The 26,110-nt window shown below is 58.3% G+C and carries 22 protein-coding genes; 17 read left to right on the top strand and 5 right to left on the bottom strand.

Features of this window, described 5'->3' with window-relative positions; translation table 11 throughout:
- Nucleotides 1–11 precede the first annotated feature (11 nt).
- Together ACP15P_RS13235 and dddP are read left to right on the top strand one after the other, a co-directional pair.
- Entirely contained in the window at nt 12–1,010 is a 999-nt protein-coding gene (locus tag ACP15P_RS13235) for a GlxA family transcriptional regulator (RefSeq protein WP_424928942.1), read from the top strand.
- Between the two features lie 25 nt (nt 1,011–1,035).
- A complete protein-coding gene (gene dddP / locus ACP15P_RS13240) occupies nt 1,036–2,391 on the top strand; it encodes a dimethylsulfonioproprionate lyase DddP (RefSeq protein ID WP_424928943.1) in 1,356 nt (451 codons plus the stop codon).
- A 259-nt stretch (nt 2,392–2,650) separates the two neighbouring features.
- Here the strand turns inward: dddP and ACP15P_RS13245 are convergent, their stop codons facing one another.
- Nucleotides 2,651–4,186 (bottom strand): sulfatase family protein, encoded by a 1,536-nt coding sequence (locus tag ACP15P_RS13245; RefSeq protein ID WP_424928944.1) that lies wholly within the window; start codon nt 4,184–4,186, stop codon nt 2,651–2,653.
- An 89-nt stretch (nt 4,187–4,275) separates the two neighbouring features.
- Between ACP15P_RS13245 and ACP15P_RS13250 the strand changes: the two genes are divergently transcribed.
- From ACP15P_RS13250 to ACP15P_RS13280, 7 genes are all read left to right on the top strand, one after another.
- Entirely contained in the window at nt 4,276–5,043 is a 768-nt protein-coding gene (locus ACP15P_RS13250) for a helix-turn-helix domain-containing protein (RefSeq protein ID WP_424928945.1), read from the top strand.
- Between the two features lie 28 nt (nt 5,044–5,071).
- Nucleotides 5,072–6,328 (top strand): ABC transporter substrate-binding protein, encoded by a 1,257-nt coding sequence (locus ACP15P_RS13255; protein ID WP_424928946.1) that lies wholly within the window; start codon nt 5,072–5,074, stop codon nt 6,326–6,328.
- 73 nt (nt 6,329–6,401) lie between these two features.
- Nucleotides 6,402–7,295 (top strand): carbohydrate ABC transporter permease, encoded by an 894-nt coding sequence (locus ACP15P_RS13260; RefSeq protein WP_424928947.1) that lies wholly within the window; start codon nt 6,402–6,404, stop codon nt 7,293–7,295.
- Nucleotides 7,296–7,299: 4 nt separating this feature from the next.
- Nucleotides 7,300–8,124, top strand: a complete 825-nt coding sequence (locus tag ACP15P_RS13265) for a carbohydrate ABC transporter permease (RefSeq protein WP_424928948.1) — start codon at nt 7,300–7,302, stop codon at nt 8,122–8,124.
- A gap of 10 nt (nt 8,125–8,134) precedes the next feature.
- Nucleotides 8,135–9,214 (top strand): ABC transporter ATP-binding protein, encoded by a 1,080-nt coding sequence (locus ACP15P_RS13270; protein WP_424928949.1) that lies wholly within the window; start codon nt 8,135–8,137, stop codon nt 9,212–9,214.
- 84 nt (nt 9,215–9,298) lie between these two features.
- Nucleotides 9,299–10,429, top strand: a complete 1,131-nt coding sequence (locus ACP15P_RS13275) for a CobW family GTP-binding protein (RefSeq protein ID WP_424928950.1) — start codon at nt 9,299–9,301, stop codon at nt 10,427–10,429.
- Nucleotides 10,430–10,604: 175 nt separating this feature from the next.
- The gene (locus ACP15P_RS13280) at nt 10,605–11,075 is read left to right on the top strand and encodes a phosphoribosyl-AMP cyclohydrolase (RefSeq protein WP_424928951.1); all 471 of its coding nucleotides are present in this window, start codon (nt 10,605–10,607) and stop codon (nt 11,073–11,075) included.
- A gap of 56 nt (nt 11,076–11,131) precedes the next feature.
- On the opposite strand, the gene ACP15P_RS13285 is transcribed toward ACP15P_RS13280, so the two are convergent.
- From ACP15P_RS13285 to ACP15P_RS13295, 3 genes are all read right to left on the bottom strand, one after another.
- Entirely contained in the window at nt 11,132–14,974 is a 3,843-nt protein-coding gene (locus ACP15P_RS13285; protein WP_424928952.1) for a S8 family serine peptidase, read from the bottom strand.
- Nucleotides 14,975–15,205: 231 nt separating this feature from the next.
- The gene (locus tag ACP15P_RS13290; protein ID WP_424928953.1) at nt 15,206–15,595 is read right to left on the bottom strand and encodes a hypothetical protein; all 390 of its coding nucleotides are present in this window, start codon (nt 15,593–15,595) and stop codon (nt 15,206–15,208) included.
- An 8-nt stretch (nt 15,596–15,603) separates the two neighbouring features.
- Entirely contained in the window at nt 15,604–16,257 is a 654-nt protein-coding gene (locus tag ACP15P_RS13295) for a GntR family transcriptional regulator (protein WP_424928954.1), read from the bottom strand.
- Nucleotides 16,258–16,497: 240 nt separating this feature from the next.
- Between ACP15P_RS13295 and ACP15P_RS13300 the strand changes: the two genes are divergently transcribed.
- The 8 genes from ACP15P_RS13300 (at nt 16,498) to ACP15P_RS13335 (ending at nt 25,666) form a co-directional block, all read left to right on the top strand.
- The gene (locus ACP15P_RS13300; RefSeq protein WP_424928955.1) at nt 16,498–17,988 is read left to right on the top strand and encodes an extracellular solute-binding protein; all 1,491 of its coding nucleotides are present in this window, start codon (nt 16,498–16,500) and stop codon (nt 17,986–17,988) included.
- An 85-nt stretch (nt 17,989–18,073) separates the two neighbouring features.
- Nucleotides 18,074–19,039, top strand: coding sequence for a carbohydrate ABC transporter permease (locus tag ACP15P_RS13305; protein WP_424928956.1), 966 nt, complete (start codon nt 18,074–18,076; stop codon nt 19,037–19,039).
- Complete coding sequence (locus ACP15P_RS13310) at nt 19,039–19,890, top strand: carbohydrate ABC transporter permease (protein WP_424928957.1); 852 nt, start codon at nt 19,039–19,041, stop codon at nt 19,888–19,890. Before ACP15P_RS13305 ends, ACP15P_RS13310 begins: the two co-directional genes overlap by 1 nt.
- Nucleotides 19,891–19,926: 36 nt before the next feature.
- Nucleotides 19,927–21,021: an ABC transporter ATP-binding protein gene (locus tag ACP15P_RS13315; protein ID WP_424928958.1), complete on the top strand. Its 1,095-nt coding sequence runs from the start codon at nt 19,927–19,929 to the stop codon at nt 21,019–21,021.
- A 119-nt stretch (nt 21,022–21,140) separates the two neighbouring features.
- Nucleotides 21,141–22,340, top strand: coding sequence for a mandelate racemase/muconate lactonizing enzyme family protein (locus tag ACP15P_RS13320; RefSeq protein WP_424928959.1), 1,200 nt, complete (start codon nt 21,141–21,143; stop codon nt 22,338–22,340).
- Nucleotides 22,337–23,080 carry a ribonuclease activity regulator RraA gene (locus ACP15P_RS13325; RefSeq protein WP_424928960.1) on the top strand — a complete coding sequence of 248 codons (744 nt, stop codon included), beginning with the start codon at nt 22,337–22,339 and terminating at the stop codon, nt 23,078–23,080. Before ACP15P_RS13320 ends, ACP15P_RS13325 begins: the two co-directional genes overlap by 4 nt.
- A gap of 68 nt (nt 23,081–23,148) precedes the next feature.
- On the top strand, nt 23,149–24,348 hold the full coding sequence (locus ACP15P_RS13330) for a mandelate racemase/muconate lactonizing enzyme family protein (RefSeq protein ID WP_424928961.1): 1,200 nt from the start codon (nt 23,149–23,151) through the stop codon (nt 24,346–24,348).
- Between the two features lie 262 nt (nt 24,349–24,610).
- Nucleotides 24,611–25,666 (top strand): mechanosensitive ion channel family protein, encoded by a 1,056-nt coding sequence (locus ACP15P_RS13335; RefSeq protein ID WP_424928962.1) that lies wholly within the window; start codon nt 24,611–24,613, stop codon nt 25,664–25,666.
- Nucleotides 25,667–25,720: 54 nt separating this feature from the next.
- Here ACP15P_RS13335 and ACP15P_RS13340 read toward each other — a convergent pair whose 3' ends face one another.
- A complete protein-coding gene (locus tag ACP15P_RS13340; RefSeq protein ID WP_424928963.1) occupies nt 25,721–26,092 on the bottom strand; it encodes a helix-turn-helix domain-containing protein in 372 nt (123 codons plus the stop codon).
- Between the last annotated feature and the right edge of the window lie 18 nt (nt 26,093–26,110).

Genomic DNA, 26,110 nt, shown 5'->3' on the forward strand with positions numbered 1-26,110 from the left:
GGATGGGAATTATGGCGCGACCGGAAAGAGGCATGAAAGCGGTGTCCTGCGCGCCGGTTGAAGCGAACCGTTTCGTATTCCTACTGATGCCCGGATTTTCCGCGCTCGAACTGGGTTCGGGAACCGATTCACTGGCCGCGGCCAACGAAACTCTGGGCCGGGAGCTGTTTCAATGGGAAACAGCGAGTGAAACGGGCGACAGCGTCGCATCCTCATCCGGTCTTACAGTGGCGGTAGATGGTGCGTTACCTGAGGTTCAGCGCGGTGAATTCGTAGTTGTCTTCTGCGCCTTTAATTCGCAGATCCATCACAGGTCCGGAAAGGCCGTGGCCTGGTTACGCCGAGCGGCGCGACAGGGCGCACGGCTGTGCGGTGTGGGAGGCGGTGCCCTGTTTCTCGCCCGCATTGGTATAGCCAGCGAAGGCCGCATCAGTGCGCATTGGAAAATGAAACCGGTCTTCGAGGAACGTTATCTGAACCTCGACCCGGCCTGCACGGTTTTTGAAATGACCTCCGATATCGTGTCCTGTGGCGGAGGCGCCGCCACGCTTGATCTTTTTTTGGAATTGATCCGCCAAAAGGCAGGCCCTGAAACCTCCGACAGGGTCGCGGATCAACTCCTGTGCGGGTCCGTGCGCGACGGGCACTGCCGTCAGAGCAATTCCAGCCTGTCCGGCATGAAAAACAGAAACGAAAAGTTATCCAAAGCGATTGCGAATATACAGGAATACCTGGACGAGCCGGTTTCACCGTCCATCATTGCCAGCCAGGTTGGAATATCCACGCGACAACTTGAAAGACTGTTCAGACGCTACCTGGGGGTCAGCCCGAAGACCTACATGATGACCCTGAGACTCGAAAGAGCACGGACCCTTCTTCAGCAAACACCAATGCGGGCTATCGATGTTGCCACGGCCTGCGGTTTCTCAACGCAGAGCCTGTTTTCCAAACGATACAAACAGCACTTCGGAAAATCGCCCTGTGACGAAAGGGTCGTTTTATCGCGATGAGGTCGGACGCTTGCGTGGGGATGAAATGAAGCAGGAACCGAACACCCATTACAGGGATCAACGCAGGATCGACCCTTGCCAGGGCGCCCGCCTTGGCGACGGGACGGTAAATGACGGTGACCGGGTCGAGATCGGGCCGACGGCGCTGGCTCTTGCTGAATGGCGCGAGGCAGGGCTTGTCCTGCCGGACCTGGCCGAGATGCGCAGGACCAGGCACCAGCGCCTGACCGACGCCGTTGTGGCCCGCGGCTATGGCGGTCTTCTGATGTTCGATCCCCTGAACATCCGCTACGCGACCGACACCACCAATATGCAGCTGTGGAACACCCATAATCCGTTCCGTGCCTGCCTGCTCTGCGCCGACGGCTACATGGTGCTCTGGGACTACAGGAACGCGCCCTTCCTCGCCGAATACAACCCGCTCGTCCGTGAGAGCCGGTCCGGTGCGGACATGTTCTACTTCGCCCGTGGCGACCGGATCGGCCCGGCCGCCGACGCCTTTGCCGCCGAGGTGGCGGACCTTCTGGCCAGCCACGCGCCCGGTCATACACGGATCGGGATCGACAAAATCCAGCCCGCGGGGCTCGATGCGATCCGCCGCGCGGGTCTGGAATGTCGCGACGGCGAAGAGGTGACCGAGCGCACGCGGGGCATCAAGACGGAGCACGAGCTGCGCGCCATGCGCTGTGCCATCTACTCCTGCGAGCGCGCCATGGCCGCGATGGAAGACTTCGCTCGCACGGAAATCCCCAAGGGTGGTGTGACCGAGGACGACGTCTGGGCCGTGCTTCATGCCGAGAATATCAGGCGCGGCGGCGAGTGGATCGAAACACGGCTGCTCACCTCGGGGCCACGCACCAATCCGTGGTTTCAGGAATGCGGCCCGCGGATCATTTCAGAGAATGAGATTCTCGCCTTCGACACCGATCTGATCGCACCCTATGGCCTCTGTGCGGACCTCAGCCGCACGTGGTGGATCGGAGACGATCTGGCACCTGCCCACATGCGTGAGAGCTTTACGGAAGCGGTGGAGCACATCCGCTACAATACGGGGTTGCTTCGGCCGGGCCTTCACATGGAGGAGCTGACCCGTTCGCTGCATGTGCTTCAGGACAAATATGACGCACTCAAATATTCCTCTCCGATGCATGGGGTTGGGATGTGCGACGAGTGGCCGCTGATCGCCTACCCCGACCGTCTGGTCGAGGGCGCCTTCGACGCGGTGCTCGAACCCGGCCTGACGCTCTGCGTCGAGGCGCTGGTGGGAGAGGTTGGCGGCGATCACATGGTTAAGCTGGAGGAGCAGGGCGTGGTGACCGAAGACGGCTTTGACACCATGTCGGTTTACCCTCTCGACGAACGGCTGCTTCCTGGCGGTTGACCCCGGCTCCGAAGAGCCGGAAGTCAGAGGGCTCGAAAAGGCGTACAGTCCGGGGGCTTGACCGCGTTTGAGTCACGAGAGAGCGAATGTCCAGCGAGCCGGCCTCCTTAACAATGAAACCAGACCGCCCCCGGTGAAGACGGCCATCGGCTTATGGTCGGCGTCCGCTCAGTCCGTCAAGACAGTACGCGGGACCAGCCCACGTGGAGAAAATCGCCACCAGCCCCGGCATGTCCGCCCTCAATACGTCATGCGGAATTCAGGCCGCGCGGCGTGCTCCGGCGCTGTCGTGTTCAGCCACGTCCCCGATCTCGGCCATGCGGGCGTCGAGCTGCGCCAGCATGTCGTTGAACACATCCGCATATGCCGGATCCCCCGCCACGTTGACCAGTTCCAGTGGATCTTTTTCGCAGTCAAACAGCTCCCATTCGGGCGGCTCGTCAGGGCCGTGCGCACCCGGTTGGCCAAGATCCGAATTGTACCAGTAGATCAATTTGTAGCGATGACTGCGCAGCCCGTAATGCGCCCAGGCGTTGTGATGTTCGTCCTTGTGCATCCAGTAGCGGTGATAGGCGTTTGTCGGCCAGTCCTCAGGCACTTTCCGCTCAAGTAGCGGACGCATTGAACGCCCCTGCATGTAGCTTGGAATCGCCACCCCGGCGTAATCGAGGAAGGTCGGTGCGAAATCGACGTTGGTCGCGAAGTCATACGCGACCGACCCGGGCGCAATCGCCGCCGGATAGCGGATAAGAAATGGCATCTGCAACGACTCTTCATACATGAACCGCTTGTCGAACCAGCCGTGTTCACCGAGAAAAAAGCCCTGATCGGAGGTGTAGATGACGATGGTGTTCTCGGCCAAACCTTCCTCGTCCAGCCAGTCCAGCATCCTGCTAACGTTTTCATCGACCGCGTGGATCGTCGCAAGGTATCGCTTCATGTAGCGCTGGTATTTGAAGAGCGCGAGCTCCTCCTCGGTCTCGAAGGTGAAAGTCTCGCCGGTGTGCCGGTCGATCAGAACCAGATCGCGCGGATCGGAAGGATGCGGCACCCGCCGGTCCACGTCACCGGGAGTGCAGCGCTCGCCCACTTCCGAACCGCCCTCGGGCTGGATCAGACCCAGATCTGCGTATTTCAGGTCCATCCGTACCCGCATGCGCGCTTCCTCGGCGGCACGGGCGCGGTTGGCGTAGTCGTCGTTGTACGTAGCGGGCACCTTAATGACCTGGCCCTCGAACATGTCACGGTCACGCGGGTGCGGCTCGAAATTGCGGTGCGGCGCCTTGTGGTGACACATCAGGAAGAAGGGCCGGTCGGTATCGCGCTGCTTCAGCCAGTCCAGGCTTTTGTCAGTGATGATGTCGGTGACGTAACCAGGCTCCTCGCGTTCTTCTCCCATCTCAATCATGACCGGATCGAAATAGTCGCCCTGCCCCGGCAACACCGACCAGTAGTCAAACCCGGTCGGTTCATGCGGTTTACCTTCGCCCAGGTGCCACTTGCCCACCATCGCGGTCTGATAGCCTGACTGCCGCAGGTGTTTAGCCACGTTTGGCCAACGGTTGTCGATATGGGTGTCCAGTGTAGTGACGCCGTTCACGTGATTATATGTGCCGGTCAAAATCGAGGCGCGGGACGGCGTGCAGATTGAATTGGTCACGTAGCAGTGGTCGAGCCGCATGCCTTCCTCGGCGATTCGGTCGATTCCCGGGGTGTGGTTGATACCGTGGCCATAGGCTGAGACCGCCTTGGAGGCATGATCGTCTGACATGATAAAAAGGATGTTTGGTCTCAATGTGCGGCTCCATTCCTGATGTTTTTTTGGCGAACTGTTGACCGTTTTCTCAAATATGGTAATAACAAAACCAAATATGGGATTCAAGAATGTCTGGAACATCAAGCAGAGTGATTGCGGTCCTGGAGGCCCTGGCCGGCCCCGAAGCGGACGGTTTAAGCGCCCAGGACGTTGTGGAGCGCTCGGGTCTGCCCGCTTCCACGGGTTATCGAATCATCTCGGAGTTGCAGGAAATGGGTCTGGTCCACCGCACCGCAACGCGCAGGATCATGGCCAATTTCAGCTTCCAGCGGCGGCTGCACTGCCCCGGGCTTGATCCTGAACTGCTGGCCGATGCCTGCGCCGCGCTCAGCGACAGACTGACCTCAGCGGCCGAAATCGTCATGCTGAGTGGTCACAACATGCTCTGGCACATCGTGCAGCAGCATCCCGACCAGGCCATCCGTCTGCGCGCCTTTCCAGGCTTCATGCGCGGCGCCTATGAACTCGACAGCATCTCGCGGCTTGCGCTGGCGCATCGTCCGCTGGAGGCGATTGAGAAATCCTGGGATACCGGAGCTTTTTACACCACCGGGGTCGACCGAAGGTCACTGGACTGGGGCGAGGCGCGCGGAATGATTACTGCCGTCGATCCTGGAGAGATGCAGTATGACATGATGGGCAACGCAAAGGGCATTCGCCGCTATTGCGTGGCAATCCACGGACCCGACGGCCGGATGGTCTGCCTGCTGACGGTTGCCGAAGCGGCAATTCCGGTACGTGACGAAATGCAGCATGTCGCCAACGTGCGCAGCCATCTGATGACCCGGAAATCAATGATCGAAAGCGCGTTTGCCGGTTCCGCAAAGACCGGCTGAACGCGCCATAATCCAAAGGGAGGACACCATGAAATTCAGAATATCGGCTTTGGCCACTGCTGCTGCGCTGACGGCGCTGCCCGGCTTTGCCCAGGACCTCGTGCTATCCATCGGATCGCGCGGCTACGGCCCGGCGGTCGAACGCAATATCGAACGCTATACCGCGAAAAACCCGGATGTCAGCATCGAGTGGAATAAGGTCTCCGACGTGCCCGGGGAAACCCGCAAGCTCTACGTCACGGGCCTGACCGCCAAAAGCCCCACACCCGACATCTATGCGGTCGATGTGATCTGGGCCGGGGAGTTTGCGCAGCGCGGCTGGCTGGAGCCGCTCAACGGTCTGCTGGACGAGGACACCATTGATGCATTCAACCCCTCTCTACTCGCGGCCTCGAGCGTGGACGGAGAGGTACACGCCCTGCCGCTTTACGCCGACGGCATCCACTTCTTCTATCGCAGCGACCTGCTTGAGAAATACGGGCTCGACGTACCGCAGACCTGGGAAGAGGTTGTGTCCGCGTCGCAAACCATAATCGAGGGCGAAGGCAACCCGCAGCTCTACGGTTTCGTGTCGATGTGGGCGAAAATCGAAGGTCTGTTCATGAACTGGCTTGCCTTTACCAATGGCAACGGTGGTGGCTTCTATGATGCTGACGGCAATGTCGCGGTGAACTCGCCCGCCAACATACAGGCGACGCAGTTCATGGTCGACCTGCTGCATGAACACCGGTTGACCCCGGATTCGATCCTGAATGCCCGCCCGGACGATGCCCGTACGCTGTTCCAGCAGGGACGCGCGGCTTTCCTTATGGTGCAGGACTTCGTGCACGCACCACTGAGCGCGGACAACAGCCCCGTTGCCGGCAAGTTCGATTTCACCCGCGTGCCGTATTTCGAAGGTAATGAGGATGCAAACTCCACCACCATGGGCGGCTGGTTCCTCGGCATCAATCCAAATTCGGAAAACAGGGAAGCAGCGGCGGATTTCCTCAATTTCTTTACGGCCGAGGAACAGCAGCTCACCGCAGCCGTTGAAGACAACCGCGCACCGACTATTCCCTCAGTTTACGAAAACGAGGCGATGGGGAGCAATGAGGTGCTCGCCAAGTTCGGTGCCAACTACGAATTCGGCGTGGTGCGCCCCTCGGCCGGAACCGGCGCGAGTTATCCCCGCGTGTCCGAAATCATGCAGCTCGAAATCACCAATGCCCTGCACAAGCAGAAAACGGTGGAAGAAGCACTGAGCGACGCACAGGAACAGCTCGACGCGCTTCTGGCTGAATAAGCTCTCCGACACTACGAACCCGTGCCCGGCGGCGATGGTCGCCGGGCAGCCCTGACACCCCAACGGTGGACCCATGACAACCACGATCTCACCGCTCGACAGGCGCAGGCACCTGACGGGCATGGCCTTCATCACCCCGACGATGCTCGTGATCATTGCGATCCTCGTCTATCCGATCCTGCAATCCATCGTGCTGAGCTTTGGCCGGTCCAGCATCGACGGCTCCGAACCCTGGCAGTTTGTCGGTCTGAAGCATTACGCGACCCTCGCTGGCACTGAAAGGTTCTGGAATTCGCTTTGGGTGACGTTGGTGTTCACCGCGATTTCGATTCCGCTGGAACTGGCGATGGGCATCGGCCTCGCGGTTCTGCTGAACGAACATTTCCGGTTCAAGGGCATTGCGCGACTCGCCGTGCTGTTTCCATGGGCGCTGCCCACCGCGCTGAACACCCTGATGTGGCGCTGGATGTACAACACGGACTATGGCCTCTTTAATGCGGCTGCCCTCCAGGCGGGGCTTGTCGACCGGCCGATCAATTGGCTGGGTGACGAGACCCTGGCGATGCTGTCAATGGTGGTTGTCGCGGTCTGGAAGACCTCCAGCTTCATGGCCCTGATCATCCTGGCCGGGCTTCAGTCAATTCCCCGGGATCTCTACGAGGCCGGACGCATGGACGGCATGACCCGCTGGCAGGAATTTCGCGAAATTACCCTGCCGCTGCTGAAAGGTCCGATACTGGTGGCTCTGATTGTGCGGTCGATGGATGCTTTGCGGACCTTTGAACTGCCCTTCAACCTGACTGATGGTGGGCCGGTAACGGCGACGGAAAGCCTGTCGCTTTATGCCTACAAAGTGATCTTTGACTTCATCGAGTTCAATTACGGTGCCGCCATTGTCGTGGTCCAGTTCCTCGTGATCTTCGCCATGAGCCTACTCTATATCCTTACCCTGCGGAACAGGGACTGACACCATGAAAAAACGTCCACGTTTCGGTCTCTACGCTCTAATAATCCTGTCGGTGATCATCTCCTTTTTGCCGATCATCTGGCTGGTTCTAACCTCGCTCAAGACCACCGAAGGCATTTATGCCTGGCCGCCGCAATACATCCCCAAGCCATTCACCCTAAAAAACTACACAAACATCATCACCAACTCGCCCGAGCTTCTGCTATATGTGCTCAACAGCTTCATTGTGGCGCTGGGGTGCACCATCGTGGCGCTCAGCTTTGGTGGAATGGCCGGGTATGCCCTGTCGCGGCTGGGAATGCGCCGCGCCGGTGTTCTGATGGTTTTCATTCTTGCCGTTTCGATGTTCCCGCCGGTGTCGCTGCTGCCCTCGCTGTTCCAGACGTTCCTCAGCCTTGGACTGCTCAACACATATACTGGATTGATCATCGCCCATACAGGCCTGTTTCTGCCCTTCACGGTCTGGATGCTGGCCAGCTATTTCGCGACACTGCCACCGGAGATCGAGGAGGCCGCACGGATGGACGGTATGGGTTTCTTCCGAATCTTCTGGTCCATTGTAATTCCGCTGTCCTGGCCAGGCTTCGTCGCGACCGGGCTGATCGTATTCATTTTTTCCTGGAACGAGTTTCCCCTGGCGCTGGTTCTGATGACCCAAAACGCCATGCGCACGGCGCCGGTGGGCATTTCGCTCTACCCTGGCGAATACGCCTTCCCCTGGGAAACAATATCAACCGCAACCGTGATCGCCATTGTTCCGATTCTGATCATCACCGCGATCTTCCAAAAGCAGATCGTCGGCGGACTGACCGCGGGCGCAGGCAAGTGAGACCCTGACAATGACCGAAGTGAAACTGGACCGTATTGGAAAATCCTATGGCGCGGTCGAGGCCGTGCAGCATTTCGACCTGACCATCCGGGAAGGAGAGTTTCTGGTGCTGCTTGGCCCCTCGGGCTGCGGTAAATCCACAACCCTGCGCATGATTGCCGGACTTGAAAGCATCACCCGCGGCAACCTGCTGATTGGCGGTGATCGAATGAACGATGTCGACCCCAAGGACCGCGGGGTAGCGATGGTGTTCCAGAACTATGCGCTCTACCCGCACAAATCCGTCTTCGACAACATGGCAATGGCGCTGAAGCTGCAGAAGGTTCCGGCGGCAGAAATCCAGGACCGAGTGGGGCGCACGGCTGAATTGCTGGGCCTGACAGAATATCTCGAACGAAAACCCGCCGCCCTGTCCGGTGGACAGCGTCAGCGGGTCGCCATTGGCCGGGCCATAGTCCGAACGCCGAAAGTTTTCCTGTTTGATGAGCCACTGTCCAACCTTGACGCCAAGCTGCGTGTCAAGATGCGTCTTGAACTGCAGGAACTGCACGCAAGACTTAAAGCCACCTCAGTCTACGTCACTCATGATCAGGTCGAGGCGATGACCCTGGCCGACCGGATCGTCATTATGAACGGTGGTGTCGTGGCACAGGTCGGCACGCCGCGTGAGGTCTATGACAATCCGGCAGACGAATTTGTAGCGGGCTTCATCGGCAGCCCGGCCATGAATTTCCTCGATCTGACCCGTGACGACACGGGCGGTTGGCGAAGCACCTGCGGCAGCATGGCCCTGCCTCAACTGCCGGTAAATACCGGCCAACGACACCAGGTGCGGCTCGGGGTCCGCCCGGAACATATCGAAGTGGTGCCGGGCGGTGCCGGCGCGGGCGAAATGACCTATCCGGCCCGGGTTCTTCTCGATGAGCTTTTGGGCGCGGACGCACTCCTGAACCTGGGAATAGGTGAGGCCAGGTTGCTGGCGCGGGTCGGTGGGGCCGACCATCCGGTGCTGGGCGATACCCTCGATATATGTTTGAATTCGTCGCAGTTGCATGTCTTCGACATCGAAAGCGGCAAGGCGTTGCGATAGGGCCGGGACGCAATCTGTTGCCACTCCTTATGTTATAACATACCAATACCCTCGATTTGTTTTCTATCGGGGCAGGTTAGTGTCATGGCATTGACGGACGAGGACAGAAGGGTTCCGGTGACCCTGCTCACGGGGTTCCTGGGCGCAGGTAAAACGACCGTACTCAATCACCTGATCCGCGACCCGGATGCAGGCCGTATTGCGGTGATCATGAACGAGTTCGGCGATGTCGGCCTGGATCACGACCTGATTGAGGAGGCAACGGAAGAAACCGTTCTCCTGCAGTCCGGCTGCCTGTGCTGTACGATCTTGGGTGATCTTGCAAAAACTCTTGGCGCCTTGATTGCCAAAAAAGCCGCCGGCAAAATTGAGTTCGATCGTGTGGTGATCGAGGCAAGCGGGATCTCTGATCCTGGACCAATCCTTCATACCCTCGTAGCCGACCGGCTGATCGCCGCGACCTACCGCCTGGACGGAGTGGTCACTTTGGCTGATGCGGTCAACGGTGTCCGCACGCTCGACACCCAATCCGAAGCGCTTCAGCAGATTGCCATGGCTGACCTGATTATTTTGACCAAAACCGATCTTGTCGGCTCACGTGAGATCGCGACCTTTGAGGTGCGTCTGAACGCGATCAACAGCACCGCCCGGCACCTGCGCGCCACTCATGGACGCGTACCCCCGGGTAGTTTGTTCGGGCTCTCGGCCATGCGAAACAGCGTCAGCCAGGAGGACATACTGACGTGGCTCGGCACCTCGGCACCCAAGGCCAACCCGCTCGCCGGGTTGAGCGGTTTCGCACCGAAGCAGAAACCGCCCAGTACCCTTTCAGTGATAAATGCACCTGAACAGAGCCGGCATGATCACCGGATAACCACGGCGTCCATTGAAGTCAAAACGCCCATTTCAGAAAGGGTGTTCGATTTCTGGCTCGACACGCTCATCGCCATGAGAGGCCCGGATATTCTGAGGATGAAGGGTATCGTCCACGTGGAGGAAATGGATTTCCCGTTCGTTTTTCACGGCGTGCAGCATATCTTCGACGCACCTGTTCCGCTGAAATCCTGGGCCGGGACCGACACCACCAGCCGCGTTGTCGTAATCGCACGCGACATTCCGAAAGCTGATCTTGAGGAAAGCCTTCAGGTCCTGCTGATGCGCCGCGAAAATGCGAAAGGGCATATGCCCAAAGAAACTGCGCCTGCACCGACGTGAGCGACACTCAACGCGTTCGGCGGAAACCCGCCATGGTCTCGTGAAAATGTGTGTGTCAGTCCGGTCAGTTACGGGGTATCAGCTTGGCGCGGAACCCGTTAGGGTTTTCCCGGACAGACACCACAATCGGTATGGAACGCTTTCCAGCACCGAACCTGCGAAGGAGAATACGCCTTTGATATCCTCAGACGACATTGCTGCAGCCCTCAAAATCTGGGGCGACCAGAAAATCGCCATCTCAAAGGCCTTCGAAGAAGGTGGAATTGAAGCCGCGCGTGAAGCCGCCAGGGCTCATCTCGAAACGAACTACGCCTATAATCTTGGACCCGTTCTGTTCAAACCGACTCTGGCGAGCGGAGATCAGACCTTTCGTCCAACAATGGACGGAGCCCTTGCCTACTTTTGTGGCCATTCCGACGAGTACCCGCTTGACGCGGGTTTCGCGATCAGGGGATGGCGGGCCATGGAAAGCGTGACATCGGCGGAGTTCATTGAGGGTGATATCGCCATGTGGATGGGATGGGTCAGCCTGACCGACCGGGACGGGAACGTGACCAAGGTCGACAAAAGCTTTGGCTACCGAAAGGACGACAACGGACACCTGCGCATCGTCCTGCACCATTCATCGCTCCCCTATCAGCCCTGAACACTGAACCGACGGACTGCCACGCCGAACCCGTGGCAGTCCGCAGGCCCGTTGCATTAGACAAACCAGTCACCGCTGATTTCATCGCCGGAAACGCCTCTAAACAAAGCCAGTTCGACACCGCCGCCAGCGGCACTTTCGTCAAACATCAGAACTCCGCCCTTCCTGTCTTCCGTGAAATGGAAATAGCCCTCCACTACCGGGTCGCCGTTCAGGCCAAACGCTTCCATAATGCCGGTGACATCAATGCGGTCATTTTGGTTTTCCCTGAAATCCCTGACCGTATCGAAGCCGTTTCCTACGTCCTGCCCGACAAAGACAAACGTATCCGCTCCGGACCCGCCTGACAGCTGATCGTCGCCCCCGCCGCCGATCAGAACGTCATCTGCCCTGCCTCCACGAAGCGCGTCATCCCCGGCACCGCCATCGAGAAAACTGTTTTGATCCGAGGCCGTTAGCCGATCGTCGCCGGAGCCGGATCGAATTGTTTCGATTGAACTCCCTTTCTCGAGTTTGATCGAGGTCCTGCCGATCTTGCCACCCCGGTCGAGGTCAAAAGTCACATTGTCCTGGCAGTCCGAGAAATCAATCTCATCATTGCCGGATTGGTCGCTCAGACTGAACCTCCCGCGTCCCATAGTGCTGATCACGCCGTTTGTGTAATCATGGTAGGTGTCGCCGTGGTTGTCAGCGTCGCCAAGGGCACCGGGATCCCCCGGATTGATACCCTTGATGAAGCCCAGTTCGACGACACCGCCCTCATCAGCACCGTTCGTGTCGAGCAGCACCTGCGCACCCCCAATGGCCGCCGTGCAGTAAAAGAGCCCGGCCGATATCGGGTCCAGTCCCGCGGCCGCACCGGTTAGAAGGCCGGACACATCGAGAACATCCCCTTCTGAAGCGTCGTAATCAAGGATGCCCATGCCGGAATTGGCGTCCACAAAGACAAACCGGTCCGCGCCCTTGCCGCCCTCCACTTCATCCGCGCCGTCACCAACGTAAATGATGTCGTCGCCCTTTCCACCTTCGAGCGTGTCGGCACCGGCACCGCCAGTTATGGTGTCGTCCCCGTCCTCTCCGGCAACCAGGTCATCGCCATCATTGCCGTAGAGAACGTCATCACCCTTGCCACCGTAAACGGAATCGTCTCCCATCCCGCCGGAGACGGTGTCATTGCCATTATCGCCATCGACCTTGTCGTCTCCGGCGCCGCCCTCAATCAGATCCTCACCGTCATCGGAACTGATGGCGTCATCGCCCACGCCGCCCAGCAAGGTGTCGTTTCCGTCACCACCGTCCATGCGGTCGTCGCCATCACCGCCGCTAAGCCAGTCCTCTCCATCATCTCCAGCCAGCCGGTCATTGCCGCTGCCGCCAAAAAGCGTGTCATTGCCTTCGTCGCCGCCAATTCTGTCCTTGCCCGCACCGCCTTCGACATAGTCATCGCCCTCCAGTCCATCGACTCGGTCGTTTCCGTCACCGGCCAGAATGATGTTTGAGGCTTCGTCCGCCTTGAAGCTGTCATTGCCTGAGCCGAGAGCGACCTTGTCAAAGACCGAGCCCTGGGAAATATCGAGTTGGGCCTTGATGATCCTGATAATCTTGCCGGATCCGAGGGTGATCCGCACACCCTTCGTCATATCGGACAGGTCCAGAGCCGCGTTGCCGCTGTCGTCATCGATGCCATGCCGGAGCCGTGTCGCAAAATCCGGGTCCCCATATTTGTAAACCGTATTCCCCGTGAAATCCCACGGATCGAAAGGCAGGTCCGGGTCCGGCGTCGGATCGACGGGGTCGGGATCGGCGGGATCAGGATCGGGATCGACGGGGTCAACCGGAACAAGCGGATCGCCCAGTCCAAGCACCGCCTCGATACCGACGGCATGGGAAATGCCGGAGAGAAACGCAAGCTCCACGGCCGGTCCGGTGTCCGGTGTGTAAACCACTGCCGATCCCCCAGGCCTGTCCTCAAGTGTGATATGGCCACCGAGCGGCTCGATACCAAGAGCCTCGCACAGAACATCAACGCTTATACTGTCCCCGTCGCTGAAGGAGAAATCGGAAACCGTATCTCCGGCCTCGCGCAGGTCACGCACTGCGAAAACGTCAGCACCATCACCACCCGAGAGGGTATCGGAACCGCGTCCGCCAATTATCATGTCGTCACCGGCACCACCGTCAATCGTGTCCTGACCGCGACCGCCGTCGATCATGTTGTCGACTTGGTTGCCCTGAACCTCATCGTCGCCCGAGCCGAGATAAACCCGCTCCACCTGGGTCCCGGATGCAACCTTAAGTGTTTTGGCGCCAATCGCGCCTGAAGCTCCCGAATTCATGTCGAAGTCGATGTCTTCCGTGACCGCCGACATGTTGACGGTATCGGTTCCACCGTCCGTGTCCTCCAGTTCCTGACGGGCGGCTTTCCAGCCGGAAACGAATTCGTCGGTATAGACATGCAGGGTGTCGGCAGTGTCGGCATCGCCAAGGATTGTCAGGGACCAGTCATGCAGGGTTCCCGAAGTCGTCCCCGCATGGTCCCGGATTTCCAGGGACCACTCACCGGCGTCGGACTCACCCCAAAAAGTGTTGGCAGTAGTCTCGAAAACCAGGCCACCGGCCCCGTTCGTGCCATTATCCGGCCGCGCGATAAGAACCGCCTCCGTGCCGGACGGCGACGTCAGTTTCACAGTCAATTCGTTTGTTTTTCCATGAGAAATATTGAGATAGACCTCAACTTTCTCGACGTGATCGACCGTTTTCGCTGTGGTGACGGTCGTGGTGTATCTGCCGGTTGATGACAGGACATGAGAGGTGTTATTTTCGATATTCGTCGTGATCAGGTTGTCGGCCGTCTGGGTCTTTTCCCAGGTTTCCGCAAGGCGCACGGCAGCGGTTGCGTTCACGACGCCAAATCCGACCTCATCGGAGAAATGCATGCCCCCACCGTTATAGGTACCGGCCGCGTTATCCTCGAAATTATTCCTGGTTCCCGTTTTGCGCGCGGCGAGAGCGAGGATCTCCTGAACGTCGCGATAGCCGAGCTCGGGATTGGCCTCCAGCATCAGGGCCACAACGCCCGCAATCTGCGGTGCCGCATAGGATGTGCCAGATCCCATCTTGTAGTCGCCACCAAAGGCACCCGCAGCGCCGGACAAATCGGCGACAGTCGCCAAGGTTGCACCGGCAGAGACCAGAACGGACGCCCCCGGAGAAGAGTAGTCGGATGCGTCGCCAAGGGAATCGACGGAGCCAACCACAACGACCTCAACGGCATTCTTCTGGCCGTGATAGTTGGTGTTGTCGTCATCCTCCTTATAGTTGCCTGCCGAGTTGACGATCACCGTGCCAAGTCCGTCGCGACCATTTGCCACCGCGGCCTCGAACACCGCACTTCGCGCGCTAATAAAACTCGCATGCAGCGGATTGTCCGAAAAGTGCGTAGAGGCTCCCCAGGAATTGTTTATTACGTCCGCGTTTTGCCATCCATATGTGAGAGCCGCGCTGGTCGCCGCGCTGCTGAACTCACTTCCAAATCCGATGCGGAGACCGATGAGGTTTGCGTTTTCGGCAACACCATCCATTCCGTTGTTATCCCGTGCACCAAAGATCAGGGACGCAACCGCCGTTCCATGTGTGTTACTGGCACTCGCGGACGCGTCATTGTCGTCATCCAGAAAATCCCTGTCCGCGCCGGAATCATAGGCGTGAGCCAGTTCCGCATGACCTGCCTCGAACCCGTCATCAATTACCGCTACCGTGACACCGGATCCTGAATAATCCTGCCATGCACCGGCCACTGTTAATCCGGCTTCCGCACCATTCAAATTGTACTGGTCAAAATTCGCTTCCAGATAGACGAAGGTCTCTTCGACCCTGCCTGCAACAGTTCCGTTTCGCAATTTCAGCCCCCCGCGTGAAACAACGTCAATTAATCTGAATTCGGGAGCTATATTTGCCGATATCTATAAATAAATAATGTGCGGTAGTTTCTTTAAAACCTGACAATTATTTCATTTACGATGATTGTTTGAGTTTTTGTTGATCAGAATTTTCAATACCGATCGCAGAATTCGCATGACGGATGTCCTCGGTTCTCTCCACCGGGCAGGCGGCCGGATTTCCCTGAAACCCTACTCGGCTAAAGGCGCAGCTTCAGGACGGCCAATACGAAGCGGCCCCTCGCCGCAGACCTGAAACGCGCCCTCCTCCAGCTTCCCCAAACGCTGCAACCGCGACCTGTCAACGACAACCGGCCCCTGAACTTCCACGCATTCACCTTTCCCGAGGAAAACAAACCCCTCCGCGTCGGCCCGGGTGACTGTCAACCTGCCGTCGACACCAATGACGTCATAGGTAAGGGGGTGGGAGAAATCGGCACTGCGGATTTCCCCTGACCCCGCCGGGGACGGGTTCACAAAAAGCGCCGCCAGAAATAAAACCGCATCAACGAATACGCCAGACAACGCGACAAACCCCGACCGGGGCAACCACACCGGGTTTGGGACTTTCGGGTCAACCATGCGCGACCTCACCGAAACCCCAAGTGGGCTTCCAGCGCTCTGCCCGCCCCATCGATATGTTCGGTTATCACCTCCATCGCCCGGACATGATCATTGGCCCGGAATGCCTCGATCAGCATTTCGTGCTCGCGCAAAATGTCCTGGTGTCTGCCCTTTGTCAGGCTTTGACGCATCGTCAGAGTGTTGAGCAACTGCCGCTGGTTCAACCAGGTCCGCCTCGCCCGGTCGTTATAGTGCTTCAGCGCAATCGTCTCGTGAAACGCCATGTCCAGCGGACCAAAACTTGGCTTATCGATTGCGGGGGTTTCTCGGATCCGCTTCTGTATCCGTTCAAGTTCGTCCACATCCGCACTGGTGCAGCTTCGTGCAAAACCGGTGACGAGGTAGGGTTCGACGAGGCGGATCAGCTCAAACACATTGATCACCGCCTGGCGGTCCAGCGTTGTGATCGTGGCGCCCTTGTTCTTCTCAAAACGGACGAGACCCTCCCCTTCCATGCGTCTCAGGACCTCCCGCACGGGGTTCACACTGGTCCCGTATTCGGTCGCAATGGCCTTAACCCTGAGCCGCGTACCATTGCGGAAACGTCCTGCCGTCATGTCGGACAGCAACCGCTGATAGAGCGACTCACCGCTCAGGACCTCTTCGGGATTACCTTCCATTTTTTTCATCGTCCTGTCTGCGTTCAGGTTGCGATACGTGGTCTCCTCCGATCCCGCAAAGCGGGAAACTCAAGGAAAACCACGGTGTTTCAGCACCTCTTTACATCCTTTTCCGACCCGGCCGCCAGCGTACTGGATCCAGTCCTATTAGGGTTCGGGTCAAACAATTTTCTTGACACGGGCCTCGCTCAAATCAAATGATGTGCTAAAAACGAACAAAAATTACAAGTGGAGGATGCAATGTTTTCTTTAATTGCTGCATCGCGGCATAAAACTGTTGGCGGGATCGGCACACTGCTGACCACGTCGGCAATGGTGCTCTCGGGCACCGCCATGGCACAGGAGACGAAAACCGGTATTGATCCGGAAACCTGGACGCCTGAACACGTCATGAGCATTGCGGGCACCGAGGATGTGAACACCGCGGAGGAATGCTCAAAAATCACACCGCTCGATTACGAGGGAAAGGTATCCTACTGGTTCTATGGCACGACCGAGGCGCATCCGCAGATTGAACGTGACATGGAGCAGGCGTTTTTCGACGACTTCGCTGCAACCTATCCGAACATCGAACTGGACGCGCAGAACATTGGCTACAATGATCTGCTGAACAAACTGCGCACCGCGGCCCTGGGAAATGCGGCACCCATGGTCGCCCGGCTTCCCATCCTCTGGGGCTCGGAATTTGCTTCCAAGGGACAACTGAGCGAACTTGGACCCGAGGATGTGGGCTACTCCGTCGATGAATTCTGGCCGGGTGCAATGAAGTCCGTGACACTCAACGGCAAGACCTGGGGCATCCCGACCAACAACGAGACCATGGCATTTATCTGGAACGCCGGCATCTTTGAGGAAGCGGGCCTCGATCCGGACACGGCTCCCGAGACCTGGGACGATGTTGTCGAGTACTCAAGGATCATCAAGGAAGAGACCGGCAAGAACGGCTACGGCCTGGTTGCCAGGGTAAACGCGGGTAACACGCCGTTCCGCTTCATGCCCATGATGTGGGGCGAAGGCGGGGGCGCGCTTGACGAGGCCCAGGCGGAACCAACCCTGCAGGAGATTGAGATCAACACCCCCGGCGCCCGAAAAGCCGTGCAGAACTACTACGACATGTATGTTCGGGACAAATCCGTGCCGGTTTCGGCCCTGACCAACACACAGACGGAAAACCAGGACCCGTTCATCGCCAACGAGCTTGCAATGGTGATCGCACATCCCAGCGAATACGGCACCATGCTCGACCGCGCCAATAATGCCACCGGCAGCGACAAGGAGGCCGCCATGAAGGTGGTGGAGAACATGCGCTACGGGAAAATCCCGCGCGGTGCGGAGCGCCGGGCCGTGGTATTTGGCGGCGGCAACGTCCATCTGATGAATCCGGATGTTGTTGAGGGTGAAATGGACAGGGATGCCGCTCTGGCGCTGATCTGCTTCATGACCGGTCCGGAATGGTCCACAAAACTACACTGGACCGGCTCGAACCCGGGCAATATCCGCGGCTTTAAGACCACCGCCATGAAGGAGCGCCTGGACTCGATCAAGTTCCTTGATGTCTCGACCTCGATGCTGCCGAGCGGAATTCCGTTCCCTGTGGTCGCCGAGAGCACGGAAATCATGAACATCATCATTCCGGAAATGCTTCAGAACGTCATGACGGAGAAGATGTCGGTTGAGGAGGCGACGGCCGACGCCGAGCAGCGCATCCAAAGCCTGCTTGACGGGTTCTGATACCGCCGGGCGCACGCCCTTACCATTCAGCCCGGCCGGACACTCGTCCCGCCGGGCCATCCATCCCCCCACCGGAGAGAATACCTTGACCAATACCGTTCCGGACGGTCCGGATAACCTGTCCCCGCCGCATGACCATGTCGCTGATCGCGGACTGTTTGGCCGGATCTGGGACGGTCGCTGGGATTATATGTACATCGCGCCGGCACTGATCGTCATGCTGCTCGTGATCGCTTACCCGATCTACTACACCTTCGTCCTTTCCTTCTACAAAACAGCGCCCAGCCTTGCGATGTCGGAGAAGATCTTCAATGGCATCGACAATTACATCCGGCTACTGAATGCCAGCAGTTTCTGGGACGTCACCGTAAACACCATGGTCTGGACAATCTGGTCGACCTTTTTCGCGGTGGTGCTCGGATTTGGCGCGGCACTTGTTCTGAACCGTGAATTTATCGGGCGCGGACTGCTGCGCGGACTGCTCCTGATCCCATACGTCATCAGCGCGGTGGCGGCGTCCTATGTCTGGCGCTGGATTTACCACAGCGATCTTGGCGTTTTGGGGTCCGCCCTGATCCGGATGGGGATCATGGATGAAAAACTCAACCTCCTGGATAATGTCGACCGCGTCCTTCCATCCCTGATCGTGGTCAATGTCTGGAAAGAATTCCCCTTCGCCATGATCATGATACTTGCAGGCCTGCAGACCGTACCGCAGCAGCTTCTGCGGGCCGCACGTGTGGATGGGGCCAGCCCCCTGAACCAGTTTATCCATGTTACACTTCCGCATCTCAAAGGCGTTCTGATCATCACGGTGCTGTTGCTGTTCGTGGCAAACCTGAACCATTTTACCATTCCGTGGATCATGACTGGAGGCGGCCCGGCCGGAGCCAGTGACATCTGGATCACCCAGATCTACCAGATTGCCTTTGGCCGCATCCGCTTCGGCATAGCATCGGCATATTCCGTAATCCTTTTCTCCGTGATGGTGGTGCTTGGATACTTCTACGTCCGGGCGCTTACGTCAGGCGACGACAGGAGGTACTCCTGATGAGCGACAGACGTATCGGTGGATGGAGTCTCACCGGATGGATTTTTCTCTTTCTGCTCCTGCTTTTCTCAGTGCTTCCAATGCTTTGGATGCTCATCACATCGGTGAAAAGCCAGTTTGCGGCAATCCAGTATCCTCCGGAATTCATACCCTCAAACCCGACGCTTGAGCAGTACTACCGGCTGCTTTCGCCATCGAGCGACATCGGGATCCAGTTCCTGCGCTACATGTGGAACTCAATTTACGTCTCCACCCTGACAACGATCTTTGGCGTGGCGGTCGCTGTCCCTGCGGCCTATGCCTTCGCACGCTTCCGGTTTCCTGGACGAAACGCGCTCTTCTTCTCGGTGCTGTTTCGCAACATGTTCCCTGCCGTCGTTTTCCTGATGCCGCTCTTCATCATGATGCGGTGGATGGGTCTCGTGAACACACATGCCTCCCTGGTGATCACATACCTGACCTTCGGCCTTCCACTGTCCATCTGGCTGCTCAAGGGGTTCTACGACAATATACCCGTTGAGTTGGAACAGGCGGCGCGTATCGACGGCTGCACACGCTTCCAAGCGTTTTGGATGATTGTCATGCCCCTGTCCGCGCCAGGCATCATCGCAACGGCAATCTACTCCTTCATCACGGCATGGAACGAATATGTCTACGCGCTGACCTTTCTCAACAGCGATGAAAAGCTGACGCTCCCGGTCGGGCTGCAACGCTTTTTCACCGAATACGCCACCAACTGGCCCGGCCTCATGGCCGCGTCGTTTATCATGAGTGTTCCGGTCGTCGTGATGTTCCTGGTGCTGCAGAAATACTTCGTCCGGGCACTGACCGAGGGAGCGGTCAAGGCATGAAGACACCATCAATACAAGATTTGAACGGGGGCCTGAATGGCGCAGGTTGATTTTCGCAACGTAGTCAAAAACTACGGCGCATTTAAGGCGGTGAAGGATGTGTCCTTTGAAGTGGGCGACGGCGAGTTTGTCGCACTTGTAGGCCCATCAGGCTGTGGCAAGACGACAACCCTTAACCTGATTGCGGGCCTGCTGGATATCACCAGCGGTGAAATCAACGTTGGTGGCCGGCGCATCAATGATCTCGACCCCAAGGACCGCGACATCGCGATGGTCTTTCAGAACTACGCGCTCTACCCCAACAAGACCGTGAAGCAAAATCTTGGCTTTCCGCTCAAAATGCGGAAGGTCCCCAAACCGGAGATCGAAAAGAAGGTCTCCGAGGCCGCGAAACTGCTGGATATCACCCATCTTCTCGACAGGCGGCCACGCGAACTTTCCGGCGGCCAGCAACAACGGGTTGCACTCGGCCGCGCGCTCGTCCGCGATCCGCAGGTCTTCCTGATGGACGAACCACTCTCGAACTTGGATGCAAAGCTGCGCGTGCAGATGCGCGCGGAATTGAAACGTTTCCACCAGGACCTCAACGCCACCATCATATACGTCACCCACGACCAGCTTGAGGCAATGACGATGGCCGACAAAATGGCCGTAATGAGTGGCGGCAGCCTGCAACAGTACGATTCACCCGAACGGGTCTTCGAGGAACCCGCCAACCTCTTTGTCGCAGGCTTTGTCGGCAGCCCAGCCATGAACCTTCTTCCCGCCCTGGCAACCGAGCGAGACGGCAGGGTTGTCGCCACCGGCGACGGATGGGAGCTGGAACTCGCCCCGCGCAACGCCGCCTGCGCCCGCGCTTCCTCAACCGATAAAATCATACTCGGCGCACGACACAGCAGCCTTAGCCTCCATGACGGCGAAAAGCCGGGATCCATCCCGGCGCGGATCTACACCGTGGAACCTACGGGGGACCTGACCTATGCGCACGCCAATATCGGCGGCAAAACCTTCGTGATCAGCACCGATCCACAGCATCGGCTAAATGCGGATCAACAGGTCTGGATCGGATTCGACCAGGAGCGGCTGCACGTCTTCGACGCCGAAACCGAACAGCGAATTCCACCCGGCTGACACCGATCGGCCCCTCACCGGCGCACGGGCCCTGCCGGAGCCCTGCCCCCAATTACAGTGAAAACTCTCGGCACCCACCGCTACTTCGCGGGGACCCCAAATAAGCGGGATTGGAAAAAATGAAAATTACTGACGTCAAATGCGCCGTGATCGGGGACAACCCGGTAGTTCGCATCATTACCGACGAGGGAATATCAGGATACGGCGAGGGAGAGTATTTCAAACCATTCCTCAAACCGTTCGTGCTGCATTTCCGCGACGCCATCATTGGCGAGGATCCCACGGATGTCGAACGGGTCATGATGCGAATCCGCCGCCGAGGCGCATTCAAGCCCTGGGGCGCAGCCATCAGCATGATCGAGCACGCGCTGTGGGACATTGCCGGGAAAGCCGCCGGTGTCCCCGTCTACAAACTCCTTGGCGGCAAGGTCCGCGATCACGTCCGCGTCTACAATGGCGCGATCCGTACTGAAATGGCCGGGACCCGGCCCGAGGACTACGCCGATGCGGTCCGGAAAATGATGGAGCTTCCCCACGGGTTTTCCTTTATCAAGATGGGCGTGGCATTTCACAGCCCCATGAAGAACCAGGTCGAGAATTTCCACTACGGCGAGGTCCAGAAACCCAACCCCTTCCACGGTTTCAACGAAAGCGGCCTGATGACCGAGCGGGGCATGGCACACCTGCTGGAATGTGTCGCCGCAATGAAGGAGGTGCTGGGCGATGAAACCGGTCTCGCGCTGGATTGCGGTCCAGGCTTCACGCCCATTGACGCCCTGAAATTCGCGAAAGCCGTGGAACCCTTCAACCTGATGTGGCTGGAGGACATGATCACCGGTGACTACACGCCATGGGTCAACGCGGACGTCTACCGCGACGTGACCCAGGCAACCACCACACCGATACACACCGGCGAACAGATCTATCTGCGGCAGAATTTCAAGTCACTGATCGAGGGCCACGCCGTCAACGTCATCGGGCCCGACCCCTGCGATGTCGGCGGCCTCGCTGAAATCAAATGGATCGCGGAATACGCAGACCTGCACGGGATCATGATGGCACCGCACGGCACCGGCAATGGGCTTCTCGGCCTGGCCGCCCTCGTCCAGGTCTGTGCCACCATGCCGTTGAACTATATCGGCTTTGAACTCCCGACCGGCCGCCCCGAATGGTGGTTCGACATTGTGGACGGTCTTCCGGATCCTCTTGTCAGCGATGGACTGATTGAGGTGTGGGACCGCCCGGGTATGGGCGTGGAACTCAACGTGGATAAAACGCAGGAATACCTGCGCGAAGAGGATAAGGACTTCTTTGAATGACCCATACACCGGACATCTCAAGGCCGGACCCGTCCGTTATCGCCTCTCTCCGGGGCATCGGCGCCGCAACGGCCAGCGCGGAACTGCACCGGCTCGGCATCCGAAACACCCATCTCGAGGGAATAAAAAGCTGGACCCCCGGCCGCTCCATCGTTGGGCCCGCACTGACGCTGCAGTTCATGCCCCTGCGGGAGGACGTCTACCAGGACGACGAGTACGGTGACCCGGAGGCGCAACTTCACCGCCACGCCCTGTATCATGCGCAGTCAGGCGACGTGGTGGTCGTCGACGCACGCGGCAGAATGGACAGTGGTGTTTTTGGCGAGATGATGATGACCTACCTGAAAGGCCGCGGCGGCGAGGGTGTCATTATTGACGGTTGCCTGCGCGACTGGCCCAATATCCAGGAGGTCGACATCGGGTGCTGGATCAGGGGCGTGACACCGAACTACCACACCCAGCGCAGCATCTTTCCCTACGCCGTCAACGTGCCCATTGCCTGCGGTAACTGTTACGTGGCGCCGGGTGACATCATCATCGCCGATGACGACGGTGCGGTCGTGGTTCCCGTTGGCATGGTCGACAAACTTCTTGGCCGGGCCAGGGGACACGTCGAGTGGGAGGAATTCTCCCGCCTGCGCCTGAGCGAGGGCGGCGACCTGCGCCGGTACTATCCGATGAAGGAGGGGACTGAGGCCTGGGACGAATATCTCGAGTGGAAGGCGGAACAGGGGAAGTAACCCCCTACCCTGCAACGGATGGCCGAAACCAGCCGCCACAACATGCCAACAAAAAAGGAGAAGACACGGTGAAAATCACCGATCTCAAATGCGCGGTCATCGCGGACAGCCCGGTCATCCGGATCACCACGGATGAGGGCATAACGGGCTGGAGCCAGATCGAGACACCCAAGCCCTACGTTAAACCACAGGTGCTGGACCTGCGCGACTGGATCGTCGGACAGGATCCCCGCGATGTGGAACGCGTCATGCGGCGCATCCGGGTCCGCGGCGGATTCAAACCTTTTGGCTCGGCGGTTAGTGCCATCGAGCACGCACTGTGGGACATTGCAGGCAAGGCCGCCGGCGTTCCGGCCTATCGGCTCCTGGGCGGAAAGGTACGCGACAAGGTCCGTACCTACCGCACGCTCTATCAGCGCGAACTCGGCGTCGGTCATTCGCCGGAGGACTATGTGAAATGGGCGGAATACGGCCGGGCCCTGCCTGAAGGTTTCACAATGTTCAAACTGCCGACCTCTTTCCATTCCTCAATGGTGCGGGACGTTCCGAATTTCTTCTATGGCGACGTTCAGGAAAACGCGCCGTTTCCCTATCCACACAAGGGGGTCATCACCGAAGACGGCATGAAGTTCCTCGTGGACTGCGTTACGGCCGCCAAGGAAACACTGGGCAGCAGCATCGGCCTCGCCGTCGACGCGGGACCAGGCTACATGCCTCTCGACGCACTGAAATTTGCCCGGGCGGTGGAACATCTCAATCTTCTCTGGATCGAGGACACGGTCACCGGCGACTACTCGCCTTACGTGAATCACGACGTCTACCGCGATGTGACCCACGCGACGACAACACCGATCCACTGCGGCGAACAGATCTATCTCCGTCAGAACTACAAACACCTGATCGAAAGCCACGCCGTCAACGTGATTGGCCCCGATCCTTGCGACGTTGGTGGTCTGGCTGAAATCAAGTGGGTCGCCGAACATGCGGACCTGCACGGCATAGCCGTTGCACCTCACGGCACGGCCAACGGTATCCTTGGCCTGGCGGCGCTCGTGCAGGTCTGCGCGACCCTGCCCGACAACCTGATTGCCTTTGAGTACCCCGCCCGCTTCGATCCGTTCTGGTATGACATAACCGAAGGCTTCGACGGCGTGCCCGTCAACGGAGGCCTGATCGAGGTTTCCGACCGCCCAGGTCTCGGCGTCAACCTCATTCCGAAGGAAGCCCGCAAATATCTTACGGACGGAGACAGCGACTTCTTCGACTGACTTGTGCTGTGCCGCCGTTCGTTGCTCGAGTGGTTAACACTGTCGAAATCGCGGCAGTCGCCTCCGTCCCGAATACTTTGCCGTTCCAGATCAACCAGCCTTCACCGGAGCTTCATTCGTGATCCCCGCTGGCCTCGTGTGGACCAGGGGCTTAAAAATATCAACAGGGATCGCATACGCGGAACCCATACCAGCCATTGCAGAGCCGCCAGCCGCAGCTATTCTCCAATACATTGGGACCGGCTGTACGGAGCGGAATAAATTGGGACAAACGCTGGTAGACCTTGGCGCACCACGTGACGGAGTATTACTTGCCGCAGCACTACTCGTTCCGTTCATCACGTGGAGCATTATGAAACGGCTCCGCAGGGCACGTGGTGTTCTTTCGAGATACCCGTGGGGTGGAGCGGTTGTCGATCTGATACTGTTTCCGACCGCGGCATACGGGTTCGGCGTCCTTGTAATCCATCTGTTCAGTTCGTTCGATCTTTTCGGAGCGGTAGGCCCGGCGCGCCAGATCACTCAATTGCTCATTTTTCTTTCCGTTGCCTCAGGATGTGCGCGGATCGCCGAAATTTGGCTGGTGGCACAGGATCAGTCGAAACTTCGCGGCAAGCTGTCACAGATGGCAAGGAGTGTCCTCCATGGATTATTCCTCTTCGTTGGTCTCATAGTTTTTCTGATAGTAAACGATTACTCACCGACGAAAATCTATGTTTCCACCGGGGCCGCGGCCGCACTTGTTGCAATTGTAACGCAACAAACACTGGGAGACTTCTTCTCCGGTGTGGCACTGAGTGTTGAACGACCTTTCAATATCGGAGACTGGCTTCGCTTTACGGATGGGGAGGAAGGGCAGGTCACGGACATAAACTGGCGGGCCACACACCTGAAAAAATGGGACAACACAACCTTCGTGGTTCCAAACAGTCAGCTTGCGCGCCTGAGTTTCACCAATCTGCACGGACCAAGCCACGTGTACGCTCCCTGGTATCACATTCAGATAAGCGAGAAAGTGGATCCAAACGAGGTCAATGAATGCCTGCTGCGGGCCGCAAAACGCTGCATCAGTGTATTGTCAGAACCTGGACCGGTAGCACGTCTGGTCGATGGGACCCGCCCTCCTTACACCTATATGGTCTGGGTTCACTTTGAGAATTATCCGGCAATGTTTGCCGGAAGGGAGGAATTATATCGGGAGATCCATCAGGCACTGCAATCGAATGGCATCTCCGCGGCCGCGGAAATTTATGAAGTCAGGTACAACTCACCTGGTGGGCTTCCCGGACCGGTTCAAAGCAGTTGCAAACTGAGTTAGGAGTGGCGCAATTGGGCCCGGAACACGCCAAACGTGCCCATGCACACGCACGGATTAAGCCGGAAATCTGTTGCGAAATTCCAGAGGAGAGAGGCCAACGTTTTTCCGGAACGCACGCGCGAAATGCGCGGACGATGAATACCCCGGCGTTGAGGATATGGCGGTTACCGTGTTTTGATTGTCCCGCAACAACTCGATTGCACGTTCCACACGCGCCTCACTGACCATGTCACGAAAATTTCGTCCCGAGGCATTCATCTCGCGCTGAAGGCTCCGGACACTGGTGCCAAGGGACTGCGCCGTGTACTCGATGGACGTTCTGCCGGACAGTACCTGGCAGCGGATATGGTTCATCACCGCACCGATCATGTTTTCTCGCGATTTTGGCGCCAGGCGCGCCCTGGCAACGTCCTCAATCGTTGTCAAAGCAACTCTTGGCTTTTC

It is taken from the genome of Amaricoccus tamworthensis (genome assembly GCF_049800875.1).
Classification (GTDB): domain Bacteria; phylum Pseudomonadota; class Alphaproteobacteria; order Rhodobacterales; family Rhodobacteraceae; genus Amaricoccus; species Amaricoccus tamworthensis.

Coding starts and splice junctions, on each gene's coding strand:
- ACP15P_RS13260 (WP_424928947.1), top strand. CDS start 6,402: ATGACAACCACGATCTCACCGCTCGACAGGCGCAGGCACCTGACGGGC.
- ACP15P_RS13250 (WP_424928945.1), top strand. CDS start 4,276: ATGTCTGGAACATCAAGCAGAGTGATTGCGGTCCTGGAGGCCCTGGCC.
- ACP15P_RS13275 (WP_424928950.1), top strand. CDS start 9,299: ATGGCATTGACGGACGAGGACAGAAGGGTTCCGGTGACCCTGCTCACG.
- ACP15P_RS13325 (WP_424928960.1), top strand. CDS start 22,337: ATGACCCATACACCGGACATCTCAAGGCCGGACCCGTCCGTTATCGCC.
- ACP15P_RS13310 (WP_424928957.1), top strand. CDS start 19,039: ATGAGCGACAGACGTATCGGTGGATGGAGTCTCACCGGATGGATTTTT.
- dddP (WP_424928943.1), top strand. CDS start 1,036: ATGAAGCAGGAACCGAACACCCATTACAGGGATCAACGCAGGATCGAC.
- ACP15P_RS13270 (WP_424928949.1), top strand. CDS start 8,135: ATGACCGAAGTGAAACTGGACCGTATTGGAAAATCCTATGGCGCGGTC.
- ACP15P_RS13295 (WP_424928954.1), bottom strand. CDS start 16,257: ATGGAAGGTAATCCCGAAGAGGTCCTGAGCGGTGAGTCGCTCTATCAG.
- ACP15P_RS13290 (WP_424928953.1), bottom strand. CDS start 15,595: ATGGTTGACCCGAAAGTCCCAAACCCGGTGTGGTTGCCCCGGTCGGGG.
- ACP15P_RS13235 (WP_424928942.1), top strand. CDS start 12: ATGGCGCGACCGGAAAGAGGCATGAAAGCGGTGTCCTGCGCGCCGGTT.
- ACP15P_RS13255 (WP_424928946.1), top strand. CDS start 5,072: ATGAAATTCAGAATATCGGCTTTGGCCACTGCTGCTGCGCTGACGGCG.
- ACP15P_RS13315 (WP_424928958.1), top strand. CDS start 19,927: ATGGCGCAGGTTGATTTTCGCAACGTAGTCAAAAACTACGGCGCATTT.
- ACP15P_RS13300 (WP_424928955.1), top strand. CDS start 16,498: ATGTTTTCTTTAATTGCTGCATCGCGGCATAAAACTGTTGGCGGGATC.
- ACP15P_RS13320 (WP_424928959.1), top strand. CDS start 21,141: ATGAAAATTACTGACGTCAAATGCGCCGTGATCGGGGACAACCCGGTA.
- ACP15P_RS13265 (WP_424928948.1), top strand. CDS start 7,300: ATGAAAAAACGTCCACGTTTCGGTCTCTACGCTCTAATAATCCTGTCG.